Source organism: Parabacteroides goldsteinii (assembly GCF_020091425.1).
GTDB lineage: Bacteria > Bacteroidota > Bacteroidia > Bacteroidales > Tannerellaceae > Parabacteroides > Parabacteroides goldsteinii.
Window position 1 is genome coordinate 4672172 of sequence record NZ_CP081906.1, and the last position, 20440, is coordinate 4692611.

Consider the following 20440-nt stretch of genomic DNA (forward strand, 5'->3'; position numbering starts at 1 on the left):
CCTAAAAATAATTTAAAGATGAAAGTTTTATTTAAGTATCTACGACTATTATCCCTCTCTACGAGCGGAGCGTTACTTTTGTGCATTGTATTTGCTGCAAACCCCGAAATTGCTGAAGGAACCATCACAGGTAAAGTATTCTGGTTTCATTTCTCTATTTTATTACTTGCATTCAGTGTATTGTTTATGGAAGCCACAGTGAAAAAAAGCAATTTTACCTTCTCATTACCCGACGGACTTTTATTACTTTTTGCCGGTCTGGCCTTGCTAAATTACAACTATGAGCTGGACCCGGAACCGGAAAGACTTCTTTTCGTCGGACAAATTACGACCTTATGGTTTATGCTGCGAGCCACGTTGCAAGCCCACCCGGAACTCAGGCTTTTCTTCCTGTCCATTATTATATGTACAGGTATCTTCGAAGCGGCCTGGGGAATGGGGCAACTGTACGGGGGAGCATCGACAAACCATCCGCTACTCAAAGGTGACGGACTTATTTTCAGCCCCGGCCCCTTCTCCGGTTATCTGGCAATCGTACTCCCCGTATGCCTGAACCTGGCTTTACGGTTTCGCGATTGCGACAAACTGGCCTGGTGGGAAACAAGGACGATGCTATTCTACCTGTCGGCATTCACGATCATACTCATCCTGATAGGACTTCCCGGCGGGAAAAGCTATTCGGCATGGCTGGCAGCCGGAATCTCATGCTGCTGGGTCTTCTATCTCCGGAAATCAGGGTGGCAGTTATTGAAGAAAAGGGTTATAAAGCATAACAAAACTGTGATTGTCAGCTGCATTGTCTTATTTATCGTTATTTCCGGATTGCCGACATTGGGCAGTGTTTTCAGCACCGAGAAATCCGCCAACCGGATGCTGATGTGGAACGTAACGACCCAGGCCATACTGAACAAGCCTGTCACCGGCACTGGGCTGGGAGGTTTCCCCGTCTCATTCGCCCAGACACAGGCCAACTACCTCGCATCGACGAAGGCCTCCGATACGGAACGGATGGCTGCGACCTGTCCCCCTTTCGCCTTCAACGATTATTTGCAGATAGGACTCGAATTCGGTATCGCCGGACTGCTTCTCTTTGCGTTATGGATCGCTTTCTGCCTCTATTACGGGCTGAAAAACAAACAGGTCGGGGCAACGGGAGGTATCCTTTCGTTACTTTTCTTCTCCATGTATTCCTACCCGTTGCAACTACCGTCATTCTGGGTTCTGCTTATTTTCTTCTCGGCAATGTGTGTCACCCGGACGGAAAAACAACAGAAATCGTCCGTGAAAAGTTTTCCTTATATCGGGACATTCGCTGCCTTAGTCGCCTGTATCCTGTTTTTCGGACAGCGAAGTTATTACGAACCGTACAAAGAATGGAAGACTTTGCGGATCCTGGTAGAAAAGGAAGAACAGAAAGTTGCCGCACAAGGATATATGAGCTTGTACCCGCGCCTCTCCCACCGGGCCGAGTTCCTGCTGGAAGGCGCCCGGTGCCTGCAACAATCCGGACAGTATTCGAATGCCATCATCTGGAGTCGTCGGGCCATCCGGTTAAGTGCTGATCCCGAATTCTACTATATCCTTGCCCAAAGCCACCAGCAACTCGGACTTTATAAGCTGGCTGAGAAATATTTACTGCAATGCCTGCATATTCTTCCGGAACAGATAGATACTTATTATCTGCTAACCAAATTATATGCGGAAACAAACTACTACCACCCGGACAAGCTCAGGCTGGCTGCCCATTCCGTGTTGACCAAACAGCCGGACACCTGCTTCAAACCCGCCAGGCAGATGAAAGAAGAAGTCTATCAACTTCTTTTACAACAAATGGCAAACAGTAAATAGAACAATCCCTTTGTTTTTATTGCACATTTAAATTATATCCCCTATCTTTGCCGAAATTTTGGAAGGAAGAGTTTCATGACGAATAAGATACATACTTGTAATCCGATGTTTATTTCCGGTTCAACGCCGGATATCGAAGCTCATTTTTTTAATTTACGGGATAATAATTTCTTTATATAAGATGCGTTGGTTATTTTTACTAACGCATTTTTTTTGTGTCCCGCAAGTGGCGATTAAGTAAGATATAACATTCTATAATATATTAATAAACAAAACAACCCAATTACTATGTCGAAGATTGGAATCAAAAAGGTGATTGTTCTGGGCTCGGGTGCCCTGAAGATCGGACAGGCCGGAGAGTTTGACTATTCCGGTTCACAAGCATTGAAGGCACTGAAAGAAGAAGGTATCAGTACCGTTTTGCTGAATCCGAACATTGCAACTATCCAAACATCGGAAGGGGTAGCAGACAAGGTGTATTTCCTGCCTATCACTCCGTATTTTGTTGAAGAAGTAATCAAAAAAGAACAACCGGACGGAATCCTGCTGGCTTTTGGTGGCCAGACTGCCCTGAACTGCGGTACTCAGTTATACACCAGCGGCACACTTGCCAAATATGGCGTAAAGGTACTGGGAACTTCTGTTGAAGCTATCATGTACACAGAAGACCGCGACCTGTTTGTAAAGAAACTGAATGAAATCGACGTAAAAACTCCGATCAGCCAGGCTGTTGAAACGATGGAAGATGCAGTGAAAGCTGCTTACAAGATCGGTTTCCCGGTAATGATCCGTTCTGCCTATGCACTGGGCGGTATGGGTAGCGGTATCTGCAAGGATGAAGCAGAACTGCGCACACTGGCAGAAAGCGCTTTCGCTTATTCTTCACAGATCCTGGTGGAAGAATCGCTGAAAGGCTGGAAAGAAATTGAATTCGAAGTAATCCGCGATAAAAACGACCATTGCTTCACGGTTGTAAGCATGGAAAACGTCGACCCGCTGGGTGTACATACCGGTGAAAGTATTGTGGTTGCCCCTACCTGCTCACTGACCGACAAGGAGCTGGATCTGCTGAAAGAACTGTCTACCAAGACGATCCGCCACCTGGGTATCGTAGGTGAATGTAACATCCAGTACGCATTCAATTCAGATACTTGCGACTACCGTGTGATCGAAGTGAATGCTCGTCTGAGCCGTTCTTCCGCCCTGGCATCCAAAGCAAGCGGTTATCCTCTGGCTTTCGTTGCCGCTAAACTGGCATTGGGTTACAGCCTCGATCAAATCGGCGAAATGGGTACTCCGAACTCGGCATACAAAGCTCCGGAAGTTGATTATATGATCGTGAAGATCCCACGTTGGGACTTAACTAAGTTCGTTGGCGTAAGCCGCCTGATCGGTTCAAGCATGAAGTCTGTCGGCGAAATCATGTCGATCGGTAAGAGCTTCGAAGAGATCATGCAGAAAGGTCTGCGTATGATCGGACAGGGCATGCACGGTTTCGTAGGAAACAACGACCTGGAATTCGACAACCTGGACGACGCCTTGGCAAACCCGACCGACCTGCGTATCTTCGCCGTAGCAAAAGCGCTGGAAGAAGGGTATACCGTAGAACGTATCCACGAACTGTCAAAGATCACTCCGTGGTTCCTGAACGGTTTGAAAAATATCGTAGACTATGCGAAAGTATTGTCTCAATACAATAAGATCGAAGATCTGCCCGAAGATGTACTGAAAGAAGCGAAACGTTTAGGTTTCTCTGACTTCCAGATCGCTCGTTACGTTGAAAATCCGGAAGGAAACATGGAAAAAGAAAACATCCGTGTACGTAACCTGCGTAAGAAACTGGGCGTTCTGCCGAGCGTAAAACGTATCAACACAATCGCTTCCGAACATCCGGAACTGACAAACTACCTGTACATGACATACGATGGCAGCGAACATGATATTCCTTACTACAAGAACGACAAGAGCGTGGTTATCCTGGGTTCAGGTGCTTACCGCATCGGTTCTTCCGTAGAGTTCGACTGGTGTTCGGTCAATGCAGCCCAGACAGCCCGCAAGTTGGGTTACAAGTCGATCATGATCAACTATAACCCGGAAACGGTTTCTACCGACTACGATATGTGCGACCGTCTGTACTTCGACGAACTTTCTTTCGAACGTGTACTCGATGTAATGGACCTGGAAATGCCGAAGGGTGTAATCGTATCCGTGGGAGGTCAGATTCCGAACAACCTGGCAATGAAACTGTATCGCCAGAATGTTCCGGTGCTGGGTACTTCTCCGCTGTCGATCGACCGCGCTGAGAACCGTCACAAATTCTCCGCGATGCTGGATACACTGGGCATCGACCAGCCGCGTTGGGCAGAGTTGACCAGTATGGAAGAGATCGACGGATTTATCGAAAAGGTAGGATTCCCGATCCTGATCCGTCCGTCATATGTACTTTCAGGAGCTGCGATGAACGTTTGCCACAACAAGGAACAGATGATCGAATTCCTGGATCTGGCCGCCAAGGTATCCAAAGAATATCCGGTTGTCGTATCCGAATTCCTGCAAGGAGCGAAAGAAGTTGAATTCGACGCTGTAGCCATGAACGGCGAAGTGGTTGAATATGCAATCTCCGAACATATCGAGTTTGCCGGTGTTCACTCAGGTGACGCTACACTGGTATTCCCGGCCCAGAAAATCTATTTCGAAACAGCGCGCCGCATCAAGAAGGTGAGCAAGATGATCGCCAAAGAGCTGAACATCAGTGGTCCGTTCAATATCCAGTTCCTGGCTAAGAACAACGACGTGAAGGTAATCGAATGTAACCTGCGTGCATCACGTAGCTTCCCGTTCGTATCCAAAGTGCTGAAACGCAACTTCATCGAAACGGCTACACGCATCATGCTGGATGCTCCTTATACCAAACCGGACAAGAGCGCTTTCGATATCGACTGGATCGGTGTAAAAGCATCTCAGTTCTCATTCGCCCGTCTGCATAAAGCCGACCCGGTACTGGGTGTGGATATGAGCTCGACCGGTGAAGTAGGTTGTATCGGCGACGACTTCAACGAAGCATTGCTGTCTGCCATGATCGCTGTTGGCAACAACATTCCTAAAAAGAATATCCTGGTTTCTTCGGGAGCAGCCAAGAGCAAAGTAGATTTGCTGGAACCCTGCCGCCTGCTGAGCACAAAGGGATACAAGATCTATGGTACTGCCGGAACCGCCAAGTTCCTGAATGAGAACGGAATCGAAGCGACTGCCGTATGCTGGCCGGATGAACAGGGCGACCTGAATATCATGGATATGTTCAGCAATCACGTATTCGAACTGGTTGTAAACATCCCGAAAGATCATAGCAAACGCGAGCTGACCAACGGTTACAAGATCCGTCGTGCTGCGATCGATCATAACATTCCATTGATCACCAACGCTCGTCTGGCTAGCGCATTTATCGAAGCATTCTGCACGATGGATGTAAAAGATATCCAGATCAAAGACTGGCAAGATTACAAATAAGCAAATATTTTTATTATATTTGTGACCATAATACGTAGAGACAGGGTATTACCTTGTCTCTACCTGTTTAATTTTAAATCATGCCCATGTACAGACTACCGTTATTATTCCTGACATTCATGGTGACATTCATGGTCGCGCATGCATCGGTAGTCGTCCCTAATTTATTCGTAAAAAACTTCTCGGTAGATGATTATAAAGCCAGTTGTCAGAACTGGGGACTGTCGGTAGCCTCCGACGGCGTGCTCTATGTAGCCAATAATTCCGGACTGCTCACATTTGACGGAAACACCTGGAAGCTTTATGAAACACCCGATAAATCGGTTATAAACGGCGTAACATTCCTCAACGACACGATCTATACCATCAGTGAAGGTTCTTTCGGAGGATGGACCCTCGACCATTTAGGTGTTATGCGTTACCATAAGCTCTCCACGATACCGGCAGAAGTCAAGTTTAAAGAACCGCCCGCTCCCATTCCGTTCATCCTGCCCGATGAGATACTGCATGCACAACCCTCTGTCTTTACGACTATAAACGACCTGTATTTTATCGGTACCACCAACAACGGATTATATATAACAAGCCCGGAAGGGATTATCCTGCGCCATCTGTCAACCCACGACCAGTCATTACCCGACAATATCGTGCGCGCCATCTGCATCCAGGATGCGCAACAGATATGGCTGGCTTTCGACAACGGCATCTCACAGATAACATTCGACCCCTCGATCACTTTGCTGGGGAAGCGAAGCCAGATAGGAAAACTGAAAAATGCTACGCTCTTCAACGACACATTATATATCCAGACGAATATCGGATATTTCAAAAGGACATTAGACGCCGGTGATCATTTTGAACCGGTCGATATAAAGAAAGAGACATTCCACCTCCTGCCACAGAACAGTGTGTACGACTCGCTCCGTGTCAGCAATGTATTCTACGACACCGAATCATTGGGAGAGTTTGCCCATGCGGAACAGATCTATCCTATCGGCGATAACACCTATTGGCTTTGTGCCAAAAACGAAGCCGGCCTGTTCCATAACGATAACGGGAAAGGGACACTGAAATGCCGCATTCTGCTCAATAACTACAATATGAATATGGTGAGCAGAGACCGAAGGATATATCCTTTGAATGACACGCTTCACCTGATCTCGGCCATGCAGGGAGCCTTGCTGGTCAATATACGCGACCTGATAGAGGGGAGCCTCGGCCCTGCCACGCCCCTGCAAATATCCGAAATAAAGTATATCGACAAAGATGGCGTACACAACTTGCCGGTCAATTCGGAAAAGATCACTCTCCCCCATAATTTTCAGGAACTTTCCGTCTATGTAGGAAGCACGATCTTTACCCCGAACCATCAGATCAGTTATATGATAGAGGGTGTTTCTTCAAACTGGTCGCCCTGGCAAAAAGGCGGGGAGATCTCTTTCCTGCAACTTCCGGAAGGAAAATACGTACTCAAGATCCGCAAATATGTAGTAAAAGGGCCGTACCTTGAAATCGCCATTCCGATCACCGTCCGCCCGGCCTGGTACAACACGATATGGGCGTGGCTGATCTATATCATCGCCATCGCCGTAATAGGCAAATACACACTCAGCTACCATCTGAAAAACCTGCAACGGGAAGAAAAGAGCAAGCTGGATGCAAAAAGGCAGGCGGAAGAACAGAAAATCCAGCAGATGAAAAGCCGGATGCTGGAAGCCGAGCTGCAAAACAAGAATAACGAACTGACCCTGCAAACCTCCGCCCTGGTAAAAAGAAACCAGGCGGTACAGAAACTGCTTGACGAACTGGAGCAACAGAAAGAGACATTGGGCGACCGGTATCCGAACAAACTGTACACCCGGATGAAAAACCTGATGGAAGAATCGTTGAACGACCAGGCGGACTGGTTGTTGTTTGAGACGCATTTCAACAGCGCCCATCAGAATTTCATTGACCGGTTACGCCAACAATACTCCGACATTACCACCGGCGACTTACGTATCTGTTGCCTGCTCCGCATGAATCTTTCCACCAAAGAAATCGCATCATTGTTAAACGTATCAGTCCGTGCGATAGAATTACGACGGTACCGGTTAAGAAAGCGCCTGTCACTCGACAGCGATACGAATCTCATTGATTTCCTCATGAATTTCTAAAAAGTATTTTCTAGAATCAGTATTCCTCCAAACTGCTATTATACAATTAATTACCCGCTACTGTAGTAGACATGAGAAAGGCTTGATGTAGTATTTCCTCTCACACAAAACATTTGCGCAAGTAGTGTAGTAGTACTTTTTAATCGTTATGTTTCTAAATGTGTTTCCTTTGCCAGTGCAATTGAATCTTAATTTCTATAGACATGATGAAGCACGATTTGGAAGAACAACTGGAAGAGTTGGAAAGGCAGGGTATCAGTCGCCGCCATTTCCTCAAAATATTAACAGCAGCAGGAGTTATAACTGCTGTGGGTACACAAAAAGCTCATGCATTCTCTAGCAATGCAAAAGGGAAAATCCTGATAATCGGTGGAGGGGCTGCCGGAATTAGTATGGCTGCACGTTTGATGCACTGGTTGGATAGCCCGGACATTACATTGATAGACCCCAGCGACCGACAGTTCTACCAACCCGGCTTTACATTGATCGCCTCCGGTGTTTATAAACCGGACGAAGTATGGAAGAAGCAGGAAGATTGCATTCCCGACGGCGTAAAATGGATTAAAGATTCTGTTGCCTCCGTTGACCCGGTCATGAACCTGGTAACGACGAACAACAATGGAAAAGTCGCTTACGACTTTTTAGTCCTGACACCAGGCATACAGATTAACTGGGAAAAGGTGGAAGGGATTACACACGATACATTAGGAGCAGGAAATGCTCACTGTATATATGATTACGAAGGTGCACAAAAAACCTGGAAAGCGCTTCAGGAATTCGCAAAGACAGGCGGCCGTGGTATCTACACAGATACATACACAAAGCATAAATGTGGCGGAGCACCGAAAAAGATTTGTTTGCTGACAGAAGATTACAGCCGCAAACAAGGCACACGGGACAATTTGAAACTGGATTACTTCACAGCAGCGAAAGAGCTGTACGATATTCCGTTTTATACTCCCCGTCTGCTGGAGATTTACAAGGAACGTAATATTCCCATCAATCTCAATGTTCGCGTGAAAGGTGTCGATACGGCAGCCAAACAGGTACATTTTGAAAAGGTTGAAACAGTCGGAGAAGAGAAAGTATATACTCCATTCGTGGAAGATTACGATTTCCTTCATTTCACTCCGCCTATGTCGGCTCCCGATTTCGTTCGCGAGGCCGGTCTGGGATGGACGGAAGGCAAACTGGCTGCCGATGCCTGGGTGATGGTTGATAAAGCGACACTGGTTCACAAAACTTATCCGAACATCGTCTCCCTGGGAGATGTTGCCGGGATACCGACCAGTAAAACATCTGCGGCAGTACGCATGCAAGTGCCGATCGCTGCCAAAAACCTGATCTCGTTGATGGAAGGCAAAGAACCTGTTGAGAAATACAACGGATATGCTGCCTGCCCGATCGTAACAGACTATGGACACGTACTGTTGTGCGAGTTCGACTATGATAAAAAGCCGGTTCACTCGTTCCCGTTCAGCATGCTGGACACATCCAAGGAACAATGGGCGGCCTGGTTACTGAAAGTTTACATGTTGAAACCGATGTATTTCTACGGAATGCTGAACGGTTACGCATAACGGACCAAAATAACAACTCCCTATAATTCAAATGCCAAACTACAGAAAATCCCCGGCCTCAATCTCTGAGCCGGGGATTTTGTTTTATTATCCCCTACCCACCCTCCAACTAAAAGGAAGGCTACCACTTATTAAGTCGAAACTCCTTACTCACTAGAACGAAAGTCCTTACCCACTACTATCAGGGTGTACAGGCTAGTGGATTACCCTGTACACCTTGGCTAGTTATCCTGTACACCATAATCAACTACGGTGTACACCCTGAAAACACTGAGTCGTAACCCTTGAATTAGTTAGTCCATAGGTTAGTCTTAATAATTAGTAGGATTACTCCATCTTCCGATAATACCGGGGCGTATAACCCGGCAATAACTCCGGATGGAATACCCATACAAGGTCTTTCAGGAGGTAATCGGGATGTATCGGAAATTCCTCGTAATAGGGTACTATTCCCGTATTACAGGTATAAATCCGGCGGTTCTTAAAGGCATCAAAGTTTTCATAGGGCGTATACTCGGTACGAAGGTCTTTATAGGTCATGTCGTTTGTTTGATTATATTTGATCAGCCACATATTGGCATGGATCGCCTTGTCGAGTACGGTTTCAAAAGCCAAAGGGGTACTGCCCGCTCCGGGAAGGTCTTTGAAGATATAATCGGCTCCGGCATCGTTGTAGAGATGGGCGACATAGCTATCGCCTGCCGGCATATACCAGGAAGAACCGAATTTCTTTTCGGAGATGACGGTCGGACGGTTAGTGACTGTCTTTGCCAGCTCTTTCAGTTCCAGATAACGGCCTTTCGTTTCCCGGAAGATTGAATCCGCCATCGCTTCCTTACCGAATAACAAGCCATAGAAACGTATCCATTCAGTCCGTCCCAACGGCAACGACTCCATGTAATCGGCGGCCTCAATGATAGGAATACCCAGTTTCTCGGCAGGTCCGTATCCTGCATTCTGAAAAGGAGAAGCTATAATGATCTCTGCCCCTATATCTATAATCTTTTCGATATTCGGCGCCGTCGCCTCTCCCAGATCGGCAATCTTTCCGGCACGCAAACCCTCTTGAATGGAAGGCGTATCCATATACCGGGGTTCACACACGCCGATCACCTTATCCGCTTCCCCCAACTGGTCAATAATAGCCGCATGAACGGAGGTATAAACCACGATATTCTTCACCGGTGTCCGTACAACTGTCCCCTTAGGCAAATCACCGGGCATCGACGCACCGCGGTCCACCAACAGATAACGTTGCAGGATGCGGGTGCTGTCCCAAGGGTCGCGGACCTCTACCGATGTATAGTCAGTGAAGTGCTGTATGGTGAAACCACGGGCGTAACGGATAGTATCAGAAGAAAACGACTGATCTTCAGAAGAACTCTGCTTCACACTACAACTGAGTGTGAAGCAAAGTAGAAAGAGGGTGGATATAAAAAACTTCATCTTATTTATTACCAGCCGAAATCACTTTTATAGGATTCAGACCTGCTTCAAATTTAAACTGTAACTTACCGGCTGGATTAAATGTGTACACATCTCCATTTGTAGAATAATTAGACTCAGTCACAAAAACATAGTTTGACGGGGTATCAGCACCTATTTTATAAGGCTTTTTAATATCCGTTCCATCCGTAATAAAGTCAGTGCTGATTACCTTTTCGTTTATTGCATCATAACAGAGATAAGAAATAGTCTGATTCCAGTTAGCATCATACTGTGAATAAATGATGTAAAGTTTATCGCCTACAGCTGCAAATTCCGTTGCATTCGTTTCCGTAATTGTTGTCACTTCATCTGTTTTAGAATCAATTCTCTGAAATGTATTAGGTATATCCCCGTAGTTACCCATAGAAACCAAATAAACGTCACCCTGACTATCAGCCAGCATATTCACCGGATTAGTAACAACTTCTATTTTAGTCTTTTCTTTAAAAGTAGGAAGGTCAACGACAGAGACAGTTTTATCATATCCCACAGCGGTGTTAAAATCCGCACCACCAGAGTTTGCTACATACAATTTGTTATTAGCTATAGCCATCTGTTCCGGATTACGTCCTACTTTCACCTTACTTTCAATTGTGAGCGAAGTTGTATCCAAACGAGCTACATAACCACCATACAATGATACATACACTTTTCCATTATAACAAGAAAAGAAACGCGGCTGTAACGGATCGCCATCGGAAACAATTTGTTTCAAAGACTTTCCTTGTAAGTCTATCACCTCTATTGTATTAGAATTAGTGACAGCTATATAAGCCTTTGAGCCATAAACCAGGATATCGTTGGCTGTATCTCCCAATCCGCGTCCATTGACTTTCTTAAAGATATCCGCTTCTACCTTTTTGGTCTCGAAATCATAAAATGACAACGAAGAGTTATTATTCCCTTTGTTTCCACTATTCAACACATAGACTCCATTCAAAGAAATCTGTTCCGGAAGAGATGGGATTTCCTGTTTATCATCATCATCACTACAACCCATAAAGGAGAAAGACATACAAGCACAAAGTGCAGATACATACAGCAAATTTTTCTTTTTCATCACTTATTTATTTATCATTAATAAACTATACTCACACTCAAACGCCAAGAACGTCCCGGCATTGGATAGTATTGAATAATATCATATGTTTTGTCACCCAGGTTAATCACTTCTCCCTGCAAACGCAACTTACATTTTTTTACCACAAACTCACGGTTAAGGGATATTCCCTGTTCTACATATCCGGCAATCAGGTTGCTTTCTATGTTTTGAGGCAAAGCATACCTATCACCCGCCGCAGTCAAGCTATAAGAGACGTTGACCCACGGATTCTCCAAGGTTAGCGACGCATTTCCCGAATGCTTCGGAGTATAAGGTATCTGATCTTTGTAATTTTTTGCGTCGGGATCAGTTATATCGATTGCTTTCTGAAAACTATAGGTGGCAGAAAGAAGTAAGGTCATCTTTGCCGGCAGAGGTGTTTCCGATGAGAAATTCACATCCAGACCTTTGATATCGACTTCTCCCATATTCATCATCTTCCATATATACATCGTCGGAATAGCAACAATCTTGTCCTTCACCTTATTATAATAACCATCGGCCGAAAGACTCAGATAACGAAAGAGATTCCCTGCTTCTCCGCTCCAGGTCAGCCCCAGATTATATTGTGTAGCCTTTTCCGGTTGCAGGTTCGTATTCCCCATACGGAGATAATACAGATCGGTGAAAGTCGGAACACGGAAAATATCTTTGTAAGAGGCACGTACACGAAAGGCATTATCGGGAAAAGGCCTCAACGATACGCTAACCGCAGGAGACAAACGTTTGCGGTCGGCCGGTTTATCGCCCGCCTTTACTTTGTCGGTCATATAAGTGCCCAGCAAACTGGCTGTTGCTGTAAACATCGAGTTCTTATATTGGGCGGATAATACCGACAGTGAAGTCAAACGCTTGGGTTGCGGGGCATTCATAAAATTATTATCCAGCATATTATGGGCTAAATCAGTCGTAAGAGAGGTTGAGAAGTTCTTCCAGGGTGAATAAAGTACGCCTACCGAACCGTAATACTCTTCCTGGGTATTCAAATCCTCTTGCTTACCTCCTGAGTATTTATTACTTACATCACGGTATTTGCTGAAAGAGTAATTATACTTGGCATGTGCCTGTAAAGATAAATTGTCCGTTAATTTGTTGGAATACTGCAACTGAGTAAAGAAATTATTGTTCCACAAGCGTTCCCGGTTACTGTTGCTATATAATATCACCGAACCGGGGAGTCCGCGTTCGGAATCGTAATAATAGACCTTACCGGTCAATGCTCCCGCCTTACCCAGGTCGCCATACAGATTACCTTCCAAGCGAAGTGCCTGGATATCGCTGTTCTTCCTTTTTTCTTCCGTTACAACATCTCCGTTTACCAAAGTAAAAGGGTATTCCCCTTTTGCACTTAGCCAGTCGGCATGTAAAGAAGCGGAAAAGCGGTTACTTATCTTCTGTTCATAACGAAGCATCGGGTTGAACAAGCCAAAAGAACCACCTTTCGCTTTCGCCTGAAGATTCATCGGTTTTCCATCGAATACAGGCTTACGTGTCTTCACACTCAACGCCCCTGCCGACGCATACATCCGTGCCGTCTGGAAAATATCATCCGATTGCCCGATCGACAGTGAGATCATCTCCACATTATCCAACGAGAAGCGGCTGATATCCACCTGCCCGCTCTGGGCATCCGTGATCGTTACGCCGTCATAGCTGACAGCCGTATGTTGTGCTCCCAGGCTACGGACTGAAACCGTCTTCAGTCCTCCTATCCCACCGTAATCTTTCACGGTAGCACCGGAGAAACGTTTAACAGCCTCCGATAAATCCTGTATGCCGAGCCGTTCGATACCCGAACGGTCCATCACTTGTAAAGGTGTAGCTTCGCGGGTTGTGGAAGGACGCGCCTTTTCCACGACCTCAACACCTTTCAGCTGGTGATAAACAGTCGTATCGATCTGCTGTGCGTGCAGAACAGGCACGCACAGAAATATGCCTGTCAGGCATATAAATACTATAATAAATAATGTACGCATATATCAAGTTCCATCAACACCTTACCCGAGGCATTGTATATATAGAATAATGGCAGGTTTTCTGACTTGTTCTCCCATGATCGGCCGCCTTCCCAAGGATCCTAAAATCCTCAGTGGCAACAAGATTTGCCGGGGTTGCAGAACTTACAGCTACGGGTACAGTTCCGGACTTGCACCGGATTCCCTTTTACTAACGGTCAGCGGAAGCCAAACCGTTACACCATAATCCGGTGACAAAAATACAAATAATATCAATTACTATACCTGATAATTTAAAATACTACTCCTGGTAATATAATTTAACAGATCAGACCACCATCCCCCAAACCTCTCCGCACACAAAATGCCACTCCTTATTCTTCAAAAAACAGCGTAATTTTTCCTCAAATTGTTCCATATCACAAAACAATTGGTTCATTTCAGAATGACTATAAAATTAGTTTAAAGTTTAACTAAATGCAAAAAAGCCAAAAAAGTAATATGTTCGGGTTTCCGACAGGTTGTTTTCGTAATATTGCACGGTTGAAAAAATATATTGACGAGGTTTAAAAAGAATTGTATGGGAGAAACAAAAGGTTATGTTTCACAGGTTATCGGTCCAGTCGTGGATATTCACTTCGATAATGAAAAAGAAGAGAAAATAGTGCTACCCCGTATTCATGACGCCATGGAGATAACCCGTCCTAATGGGAAAATACTGATCGTGGAAGTTCAGCAACACATTGGGGAAAACACAGTCCGTACAGTCGCTATGGATACGACAGACGGACTGCAACGAGGAATGGAAGCCGTATCATGCGGTTCGCCCATTACCATGCCGGTCGGCGATCAGGTAAAGGGGCGTTTGATGAACGTGACAGGCGATCCGATCGACGGGATGAAAATGCTGGATAAAAAAGGAGCTCTCCCTATCCATCGTGAGCCGCCGAAGTTTGAAGATCTGACAACCACCAAAGAGGTGCTCTACACCGGCATCAAGGTGATCGACCTGCTGGAACCCTATTCCAAAGGAGGTAAAATCGGGTTGTTCGGTGGCGCCGGAGTCGGAAAGACGGTTCTTATCATGGAACTGATCAATAACATTGCCAAAAAGAATAACGGTTTTTCTGTTTTCGCCGGCGTGGGTGAACGTACCCGTGAAGGTAACGACCTGCTGCGCGAAATGATACAGTCGAATGTAATCCGTTACGGTAAAGAATTTAAGGAAAGTATGGAAGCCGGTCATTGGGACCTGTCGAAGATAGATCACGAAGAACTGGCTAAATCGCAGGCGACACTGGTGTTCGGACAGATGAACGAACCGCCGGGAGCACGTTCGTCGGTCGCTCTATCGGGACTGACCATCGCCGAATCGTTCCGCGACCTGGCTCCGGAAGGCGAGACTCGCGATATACTGTTCTTTATAGATAATATCTTCCGTTTCACGCAGGCCGGTTCCGAAGTTTCCGCCCTGTTGGGACGTATGCCGTCGGCAGTAGGTTATCAGCCGACACTGGCTACCGAAATGGGAGCTATGCAGGAACGTATCACCTCTACGAAAAAAGGTTCCATCACCTCCGTGCAGGCTGTTTACGTGCCGGCAGACGACTTGACCGACCCGGCACCGGCAACGACCTTTACGCACCTGGATGCTACCACCGTGCTGAGCCGTAAGATTACCGAACTGGGTATCTATCCGGCAGTCGACCCGTTGGAATCGACATCCCGTATCCTCGACCCGCTGGTCGTAGGCAAGGAACATTACGAAACGGCACAGCGTGTGAAACAGATACTCCAGCGTAACAAGGAGTTGCAGGATATTATCTCTATCCTGGGTATGGAGGAACTTTCGGACGAGGACCGCCAGACGGTTAACCGCGCCCGCCGTGTACAACGTTTCCTGTCGCAGCCTTTCGCCGTGGCGGAACAATTCACCGGCGTACCGGGCGTAATGGTCTCTATCGAAGACACCATCCGCGGATTCAATATGATCATGGACGGTGAAACCGACGATATCCCTGAACAGGCCTTCCTGAATGTAGGAACGATTGAAGATGTGATTGAAAAAGGAAAGAAACTGGCAGAACAAGCAAATTAAAAACGTATGGAACTGGAAATCATATCCCCTGGTGGTGTTTTATTCAAAGGAGAGACAGATTATGTATCCTTTCCGGGTACGGCAGGCTCATTCGACGTCCTGCCCCATCACGCTCCGATGATCGCAGCCCTGGAAGAAGGCGTTATCCGGTACCAGACAGATGAAAAGAAAGAACAAGAAATAAAAATACAGAGCGGATTCGTCGAGATAAAAGACGATATCCTGTCCGTATGCATCGAATAAAAAAATACGATCATGAGCGGTAGATTAAGAATGAAGCTAATGGGCTTGACTACCTTTATTAATGTAGTTATCGGCGTCTCCCTGGGAGGCTTGTTATACACCATCTGGCCTTCGCATTATTTTGAGTGGTATCCGTCGATACCGGTGTTTTACTGGTTAAGCAGTATGTTAATGATCTATTTTCTGGATCATGTCAAACGGAAACACGGAGACGTCACAGTTGTTACTTATATGGTAGTCCGCCTCTGCAAATTCACGCTCGCACTGGTTTTCCTGTGGCTTTATGCCGCTTTGGTCGGACAGAACCTGAAAGCCTTCGGCTTCACGATGATGTTGTTCTATTTCATTTATCTTGTACTGGAAACATATACATTGTATCTGTTTGAGAAAAAGAGAATGATTAGTGAGAAAAAAGAAAAAGATGAACAGAATAAAAAATAACGGCCTGTTTTGGTTTACTTTCTTGTTACTGGTTTGCATCAGCTTTCCGGTAAACGCCTCCACGGATGCGAAACAAGGTGAGGTAGATGTGCAGGATATCGTATTCTCACACATCAAGGATGCCTACACCTGGCACATCACGGAGTGGAACGGGAAAGAGATTTCCATACCGCTGCCCGTCCTGCTGAAAAGCGAAGAACGCGGATGGGACTTGTTCCTCTCCTCACACCTGCATCATGGTAATGTGCATCATAACTATTACATCGCCAAGGAAGGGAAACATGCCGGAAAGGTGGTAGAAAAAAACAGCAGAGGCGAAGAAGTAAAGCCCTGGGACCTGTCACTTACCAAAAACGTATGCGGCCTGCTTCTCAGTTGCGGCTTACTGCTTTTCATCGTGCTGCGTACCGCCCGTTGGTATAAAAAGCATCCGTATGAAGCCCCCGGAGGATTTACCGGGTTGATGGAGATGGCGGTCATGTTCATACATGACGGCGTAGTGAAGGAAGGAATCGGCAAAGAATATAAGCCTTTCTCTTCTTATCTGCTGACGGTCTTCTTCTTCATCCTGATAAACAACCTGATCGGTATTATTCCGATTTTCCCGGGAGGAGCCAATATCACCGGTAATATCACCATTACCGCCATGCTCGCTTTATGTACGTTCCTGGCAGTGAACCTGTTCGCTACCAAGGAATACTGGAAGGAGATATTCTGGCCCAATGCCCCTATCTTCCTGAAGTTACCGTTGCCGATCATGCCCTTCGTGGAATTATTCGGCATACTCACCAAGCCGTTCGCCCTGATGATCCGTCTGTTTGCCAATATCATGGCCGGACATACAATCATTCTGGCGTTGACTTGCCTGATATTCATCACCGCCTCGATGGGAACAGCCATAAACGGCACGATGACAATCGTATCCGTATTGTTCACCGTGTTTATGAACTGTCTCGAACTGCTGGTGGCATGCCTTCAGGCCTATATATTCACCCTGTTGTCGGCCAACTATATCGGATTGGCCAAAGTACGGGAATGAACAAATATATTTATTAATAATAAGATTACTAATTTTAAAGATTGAGAGTTATGTTATCAGCAATTTTATTACAAGCAGCAGCCGGTGCAGGCATCGCTAAACTTGGAGCAACAGTAGGAGCAGGATTAGCTGCTATCGGTGCAGGTATAGGTATCGGATTGATCGGTAAAGGTGCCGTCGAAGGTATCAGCCGCCAACCGTCGGCAGCCGGTGACATCCGTACGTCCATGCTTATCATGGGTGCATTGGTAGAAGGTGTTGCCCTGTTTGCGATCGTAGTATGTTTCTTAGGATTGTTCCAATAAATAAAAGTAAACTATGTCATTGCTCACACCAGACGCAGGGCTTTTATTCTGGATGATCCTTTCTTTCGGAATCGTCTTTGTTATTCTTTCCAAATATGGTTTCCCGGTAATCATCAAAGCCGTGGAACAACGGAAAGAATACATCGATCATTCCCTCGAATCGGCCCGCCAGGCAAACGAACAACTTGCCGGCATCCAGGCCGAAAGCGAAAAGATTCTTGCCCAGGCAAGAGAGCAGCAGAATGAGATTCTGAAACAAGCCCTGGCCGAAAAAGAACAGATTATCAGCGCAGCCCGGCAAAAGGCATCCGCTGAGGCACATCTGCAACTGGAGGAAGCGACACGCCGGATAGGGGAAGAAAAGGACAAAGCCATCCGCGAAGTCCGCACCGAAATCGCCGACCTGTCAGTCGCCATTGCAGAGAAAGTGATGAAAGAGAAAATCAGCCGTACCGATGAACAGGAAAAGATCATCAACGGGCTGCTCGACAATGTTTCGTTTAGTAAATCATAAGATATGGACGTAGGTACAATCTCTTCCCGGTACGTCAAAGCACTCTTTTCGCTGGCAAAAGACAAGCGGCAGGAGGACCGGGTATATGATGACATGAAGATGCTGACCATCAGTTTCGAGCAAGAGCCGGGACTGAAAGCGGTGCTCGACAACCCCATCTTTCCCCTGGAGGAGAAAGTAAAGTTGCTGACTACCGCCGCCGGCCTGGAAGTATGCGAGTTGTTCACCCGTTTTATCCGCCTGGTACTTCAGCACAAGAGAGAGAGCTTGTTACCGCTAATGGCATATATTTATATCCATATGTACCGGAAAGACAAAAAGATCACCCGTGTGTTGTTCAAGACGCCGGCTCCGGTAGATGAAGCGACACAGGAACATTTAAAGAAACGGCTGAAGGAAGAAACCGGCAACACCATCGAATTCATGGGAGTGATCAAGCCGGAACTGATCGGTGGCTTCGTGCTCCGTATCGGTAATACCCGGATAGATGCCAGCTACGCCCGGCAACTGCGGGAAATCAGAAATCAGCTAATCGAAAAAAATTAAAAAAGAAAAACGTATGACAGACCAGATAAAAGTAAGTGAAGTTTCCGCCATTTTACGCGAACAACTGGAAGGTATCAACACCACGATCCATCTGGAAGAGGTGGGCACTGTGCTTCAGGTCAGTGACGGTGTTGCACGTATCTACGGGCTGGACAATGCCGAAGCCAATGAGTTGTTGCAATTCGACAACGGAATGGAAGCCATCGTGATGAACCTGGAAGAAGACAACGTAGGTGCCGTATTGCTCGGCCCGACCGACCAGGTAAAAGAGGGCGACACGGTGAAACGTACACGTCGCATCGCTTCCATCAACGTAAGCGAAAACATGATCGGTCGTGTAATCGATCCGCTGGGTAACCCGATCGACGGTAAAGGCGAGATTGTCGGAAAGAAATGCCAGATGCCGCTGGAACGAAAAGCTCCGGGCGTTATTTACCGCCAGCCGGTAAACGAACCTTTACAGACTGGTATCAAAGCCGTAGATGCCATGATCCCTATCGGACGCGGGCAACGTGAATTGATTATCGGTGACCGTCAGACTGGTAAAACCTCGATCGCCATCGACACGATCATCAATCAACGCAGTAATTATGAAGCCGGTAATCCGGTTTACTGTATCTATGTGGCGATCGGACAGAAAGGTTCTACAGTCGCTTCTCTGGTAAACACTTTACAGGAAAAAGGGGCGATGGATTACACGATCGTAGTCAGTGCCACTGCTTCCGACCCGGCTGCCATGCAATATTTCGCTCCTTTTGCCGGAGCTGCCATCGGCGAATATTTCCGCGACAGCGGACGTCATGCATTGGTTGTCTATGATGACTTGTCGAAACAGGCAGTCGCTTATCGCGAGGTATCCCTGATCCTTCGTCGTCCTTCGGGCCGCGAGGCGTATCCGGGTGATATTTTCTATCTGCATTCACGCCTGTTGGAACGTGCAGCGAAAATCATCAACCAACAGGAAGTAGCCAGCCAGATGAACGACCTGCCCGATAGCATGAAAGATAAGGTAAAAGGTGGCGGTTCGCTCACTGCCCTGCCGATTATCGAGACGCAGGCGGGCGACGTGTCGGCTTATATCCCGACCAACGTAATTTCCATCACCGACGGACAGATATTTCTGGAAACAGACCTGTTCAACCAGGGAAACCGTCCGGCTATCAACGTGGGTATTTCCGTATCCCGTGTGGGTGGTAACGCACAGTTGAAAGCGATGAAGAAGGTGGCCGGTACGCTGAAAATCGACCAGGCACAGTTCCGCGAACTGGAATCGTTCACAAAATTCGGCGGCGATATGGATGCGGTAACCGCCTTCACGATCGACAAAGGACAGAAAAATACACAACTATTGATACAACCCCAGTATAACCCGATGCCTGTGGAACAGCAAATCGCTATCCTGTATTGCGGCACCAAAGGTTTACTGAAAGAGGTTCCGCTGGATAAGGTACACGATTTTGAGAATGCGTTCTTACAGACTCTGATCACCAATCATCAGAAAGACGTACTCGATATACTAAAATCGGGTGTGATAAATGATGAAGTCAGCCGTATCCTGGAAGAAACAGCCCACCAGGTCAGCGGGGCATATAAAGCAGGTTGATAACAGAAATTAGAC

Annotated in this window: 15 protein-coding genes and 1 riboswitch; of the genes, 12 read left to right on the forward strand and 3 right to left on the reverse strand. The window is 46.5% G+C overall.

Features of this window, described 5'->3' with window-relative positions:
* The first annotated feature begins 18 nt into the window (after positions 1-18).
* The 4 genes from K6V26_RS19815 to K6V26_RS19830 all read left to right on the forward strand — a co-directional run bounded on the left by K6V26_RS19815 (position 19) and on the right by K6V26_RS19830 (position 9091).
* Entirely contained in the window at positions 19-1848 is a 1830-nt protein-coding gene (locus tag K6V26_RS19815) for an O-antigen ligase family protein (RefSeq protein WP_224263643.1), read from the forward strand.
* Positions 1849-2136: 288 nt separating this feature from the next.
* Positions 2137-5355, forward strand: a complete 3219-nt coding sequence (gene carB, locus K6V26_RS19820) for a carbamoyl-phosphate synthase (glutamine-hydrolyzing) large subunit (protein ID WP_007655627.1) — start codon at positions 2137-2139, stop codon at positions 5353-5355.
* An 86-nt stretch (positions 5356-5441) separates the two neighbouring features.
* Complete coding sequence (locus tag K6V26_RS19825; RefSeq protein ID WP_224263644.1) at positions 5442-7511, forward strand: ligand-binding sensor domain-containing protein; 2070 nt, start codon at positions 5442-5444, stop codon at positions 7509-7511.
* A gap of 203 nt (positions 7512-7714) precedes the next feature.
* Entirely contained in the window at positions 7715-9091 is a 1377-nt protein-coding gene (locus K6V26_RS19830; RefSeq protein ID WP_224263645.1) for an NAD(P)/FAD-dependent oxidoreductase, read from the forward strand.
* A 327-nt stretch (positions 9092-9418) separates the two neighbouring features.
* Here the strand turns inward: K6V26_RS19830 and K6V26_RS19835 are convergent, their stop codons facing one another.
* Genes K6V26_RS19835 through K6V26_RS19845 form a run of 3 tightly spaced genes read right to left on the reverse strand, consistent with a single transcriptional unit; the run spans position 9419 to position 13657 of the window.
* Positions 9419-10537 carry an ABC transporter substrate-binding protein gene (locus tag K6V26_RS19835; protein WP_224263646.1) on the reverse strand — a complete coding sequence of 373 codons (1119 nt, stop codon included), beginning with the start codon at positions 10535-10537 and terminating at the stop codon, positions 9419-9421.
* Between the two features lies 1 nt (position 10538).
* The gene (locus tag K6V26_RS19840; protein WP_195586440.1) at positions 10539-11639 is read right to left on the reverse strand and encodes a YncE family protein; all 1101 of its coding nucleotides are present in this window, start codon (positions 11637-11639) and stop codon (positions 10539-10541) included.
* 17 nt (positions 11640-11656) lie between these two features.
* A complete protein-coding gene (locus tag K6V26_RS19845; protein WP_195586441.1) occupies positions 11657-13657 on the reverse strand; it encodes a TonB-dependent receptor plug domain-containing protein in 2001 nt (666 codons plus the stop codon).
* A gap of 34 nt (positions 13658-13691) precedes the next feature.
* Positions 13692-13897: riboswitch (cobalamin riboswitch) on the reverse strand.
* Positions 13898-14216: 319 nt separating this feature from the next.
* On the opposite strand from K6V26_RS19845, the gene atpD reads away from it, so the two are divergent.
* From atpD to atpA, 8 genes are read left to right on the forward strand one after another with little or no spacing between them, the layout of a single operon-like run.
* Positions 14217-15734, forward strand: coding sequence for a F0F1 ATP synthase subunit beta (gene atpD, locus K6V26_RS19850; protein WP_046145577.1), 1518 nt, complete (start codon positions 14217-14219; stop codon positions 15732-15734).
* A gap of 6 nt (positions 15735-15740) precedes the next feature.
* Positions 15741-15977, forward strand: a complete 237-nt coding sequence (locus K6V26_RS19855; protein WP_007655647.1) for a F0F1 ATP synthase subunit epsilon — start codon at positions 15741-15743, stop codon at positions 15975-15977.
* A 12-nt stretch (positions 15978-15989) separates the two neighbouring features.
* Entirely contained in the window at positions 15990-16418 is a 429-nt protein-coding gene (locus K6V26_RS19860; protein ID WP_007655649.1) for a hypothetical protein, read from the forward strand.
* A complete protein-coding gene (gene atpB, locus K6V26_RS19865; protein ID WP_195586442.1) occupies positions 16399-17457 on the forward strand; it encodes a F0F1 ATP synthase subunit A in 1059 nt (352 codons plus the stop codon). The genes K6V26_RS19860 and atpB overlap by 20 nt, the downstream gene beginning before the upstream one ends.
* 50 nt (positions 17458-17507) lie before the next feature.
* Positions 17508-17762, forward strand: coding sequence for an ATP synthase F0 subunit C (gene atpE, locus K6V26_RS19870; protein WP_007655657.1), 255 nt, complete (start codon positions 17508-17510; stop codon positions 17760-17762).
* A gap of 13 nt (positions 17763-17775) precedes the next feature.
* The gene (gene atpF, locus K6V26_RS19875) at positions 17776-18276 is read left to right on the forward strand and encodes a F0F1 ATP synthase subunit B (RefSeq protein WP_007655658.1); all 501 of its coding nucleotides are present in this window, start codon (positions 17776-17778) and stop codon (positions 18274-18276) included.
* A 3-nt stretch (positions 18277-18279) separates the two neighbouring features.
* On the forward strand, positions 18280-18822 hold the full coding sequence (locus K6V26_RS19880; protein WP_007655659.1) for a F0F1 ATP synthase subunit delta: 543 nt from the start codon (positions 18280-18282) through the stop codon (positions 18820-18822).
* Between the two features lie 13 nt (positions 18823-18835).
* Complete coding sequence (atpA, locus tag K6V26_RS19885; RefSeq protein WP_010801515.1) at positions 18836-20425, forward strand: F0F1 ATP synthase subunit alpha; 1590 nt, start codon at positions 18836-18838, stop codon at positions 20423-20425.
* Positions 20426-20440 lie beyond the last annotated feature (15 nt).

Bases quoted from the DNA above. Each gene is read 5' to 3' on its own strand.
- K6V26_RS19815 (WP_224263643.1), top strand. From the start codon at position 19: ATGAAAGTTTTATTTAAGTATCTACGACTATTATCCCTCTCTACGAGC.
- carB (WP_007655627.1), top strand. From the start codon at position 2,137: ATGTCGAAGATTGGAATCAAAAAGGTGATTGTTCTGGGCTCGGGTGCC.
- K6V26_RS19825 (WP_224263644.1), top strand. From the start codon at position 5,442: ATGTACAGACTACCGTTATTATTCCTGACATTCATGGTGACATTCATG.
- K6V26_RS19830 (WP_224263645.1), top strand. From the start codon at position 7,715: ATGATGAAGCACGATTTGGAAGAACAACTGGAAGAGTTGGAAAGGCAG.
- K6V26_RS19835 (WP_224263646.1), bottom strand. From the start codon at position 10,537: ATGAAGTTTTTTATATCCACCCTCTTTCTACTTTGCTTCACACTCAGT.
- K6V26_RS19840 (WP_195586440.1), bottom strand. From the start codon at position 11,639: ATGAAAAAGAAAAATTTGCTGTATGTATCTGCACTTTGTGCTTGTATG.
- K6V26_RS19845 (WP_195586441.1), bottom strand. From the start codon at position 13,657: ATGCGTACATTATTTATTATAGTATTTATATGCCTGACAGGCATATTT.
- atpD (WP_046145577.1), top strand. From the start codon at position 14,217: ATGGGAGAAACAAAAGGTTATGTTTCACAGGTTATCGGTCCAGTCGTG.
- K6V26_RS19855 (WP_007655647.1), top strand. From the start codon at position 15,741: ATGGAACTGGAAATCATATCCCCTGGTGGTGTTTTATTCAAAGGAGAG.
- K6V26_RS19860 (WP_007655649.1), top strand. From the start codon at position 15,990: ATGAGCGGTAGATTAAGAATGAAGCTAATGGGCTTGACTACCTTTATT.
- atpB (WP_195586442.1), top strand. From the start codon at position 16,399: ATGAACAGAATAAAAAATAACGGCCTGTTTTGGTTTACTTTCTTGTTA.
- atpE (WP_007655657.1), top strand. From the start codon at position 17,508: ATGTTATCAGCAATTTTATTACAAGCAGCAGCCGGTGCAGGCATCGCT.
- atpF (WP_007655658.1), top strand. From the start codon at position 17,776: ATGTCATTGCTCACACCAGACGCAGGGCTTTTATTCTGGATGATCCTT.
- K6V26_RS19880 (WP_007655659.1), top strand. From the start codon at position 18,280: ATGGACGTAGGTACAATCTCTTCCCGGTACGTCAAAGCACTCTTTTCG.
- atpA (WP_010801515.1), top strand. From the start codon at position 18,836: ATGACAGACCAGATAAAAGTAAGTGAAGTTTCCGCCATTTTACGCGAA.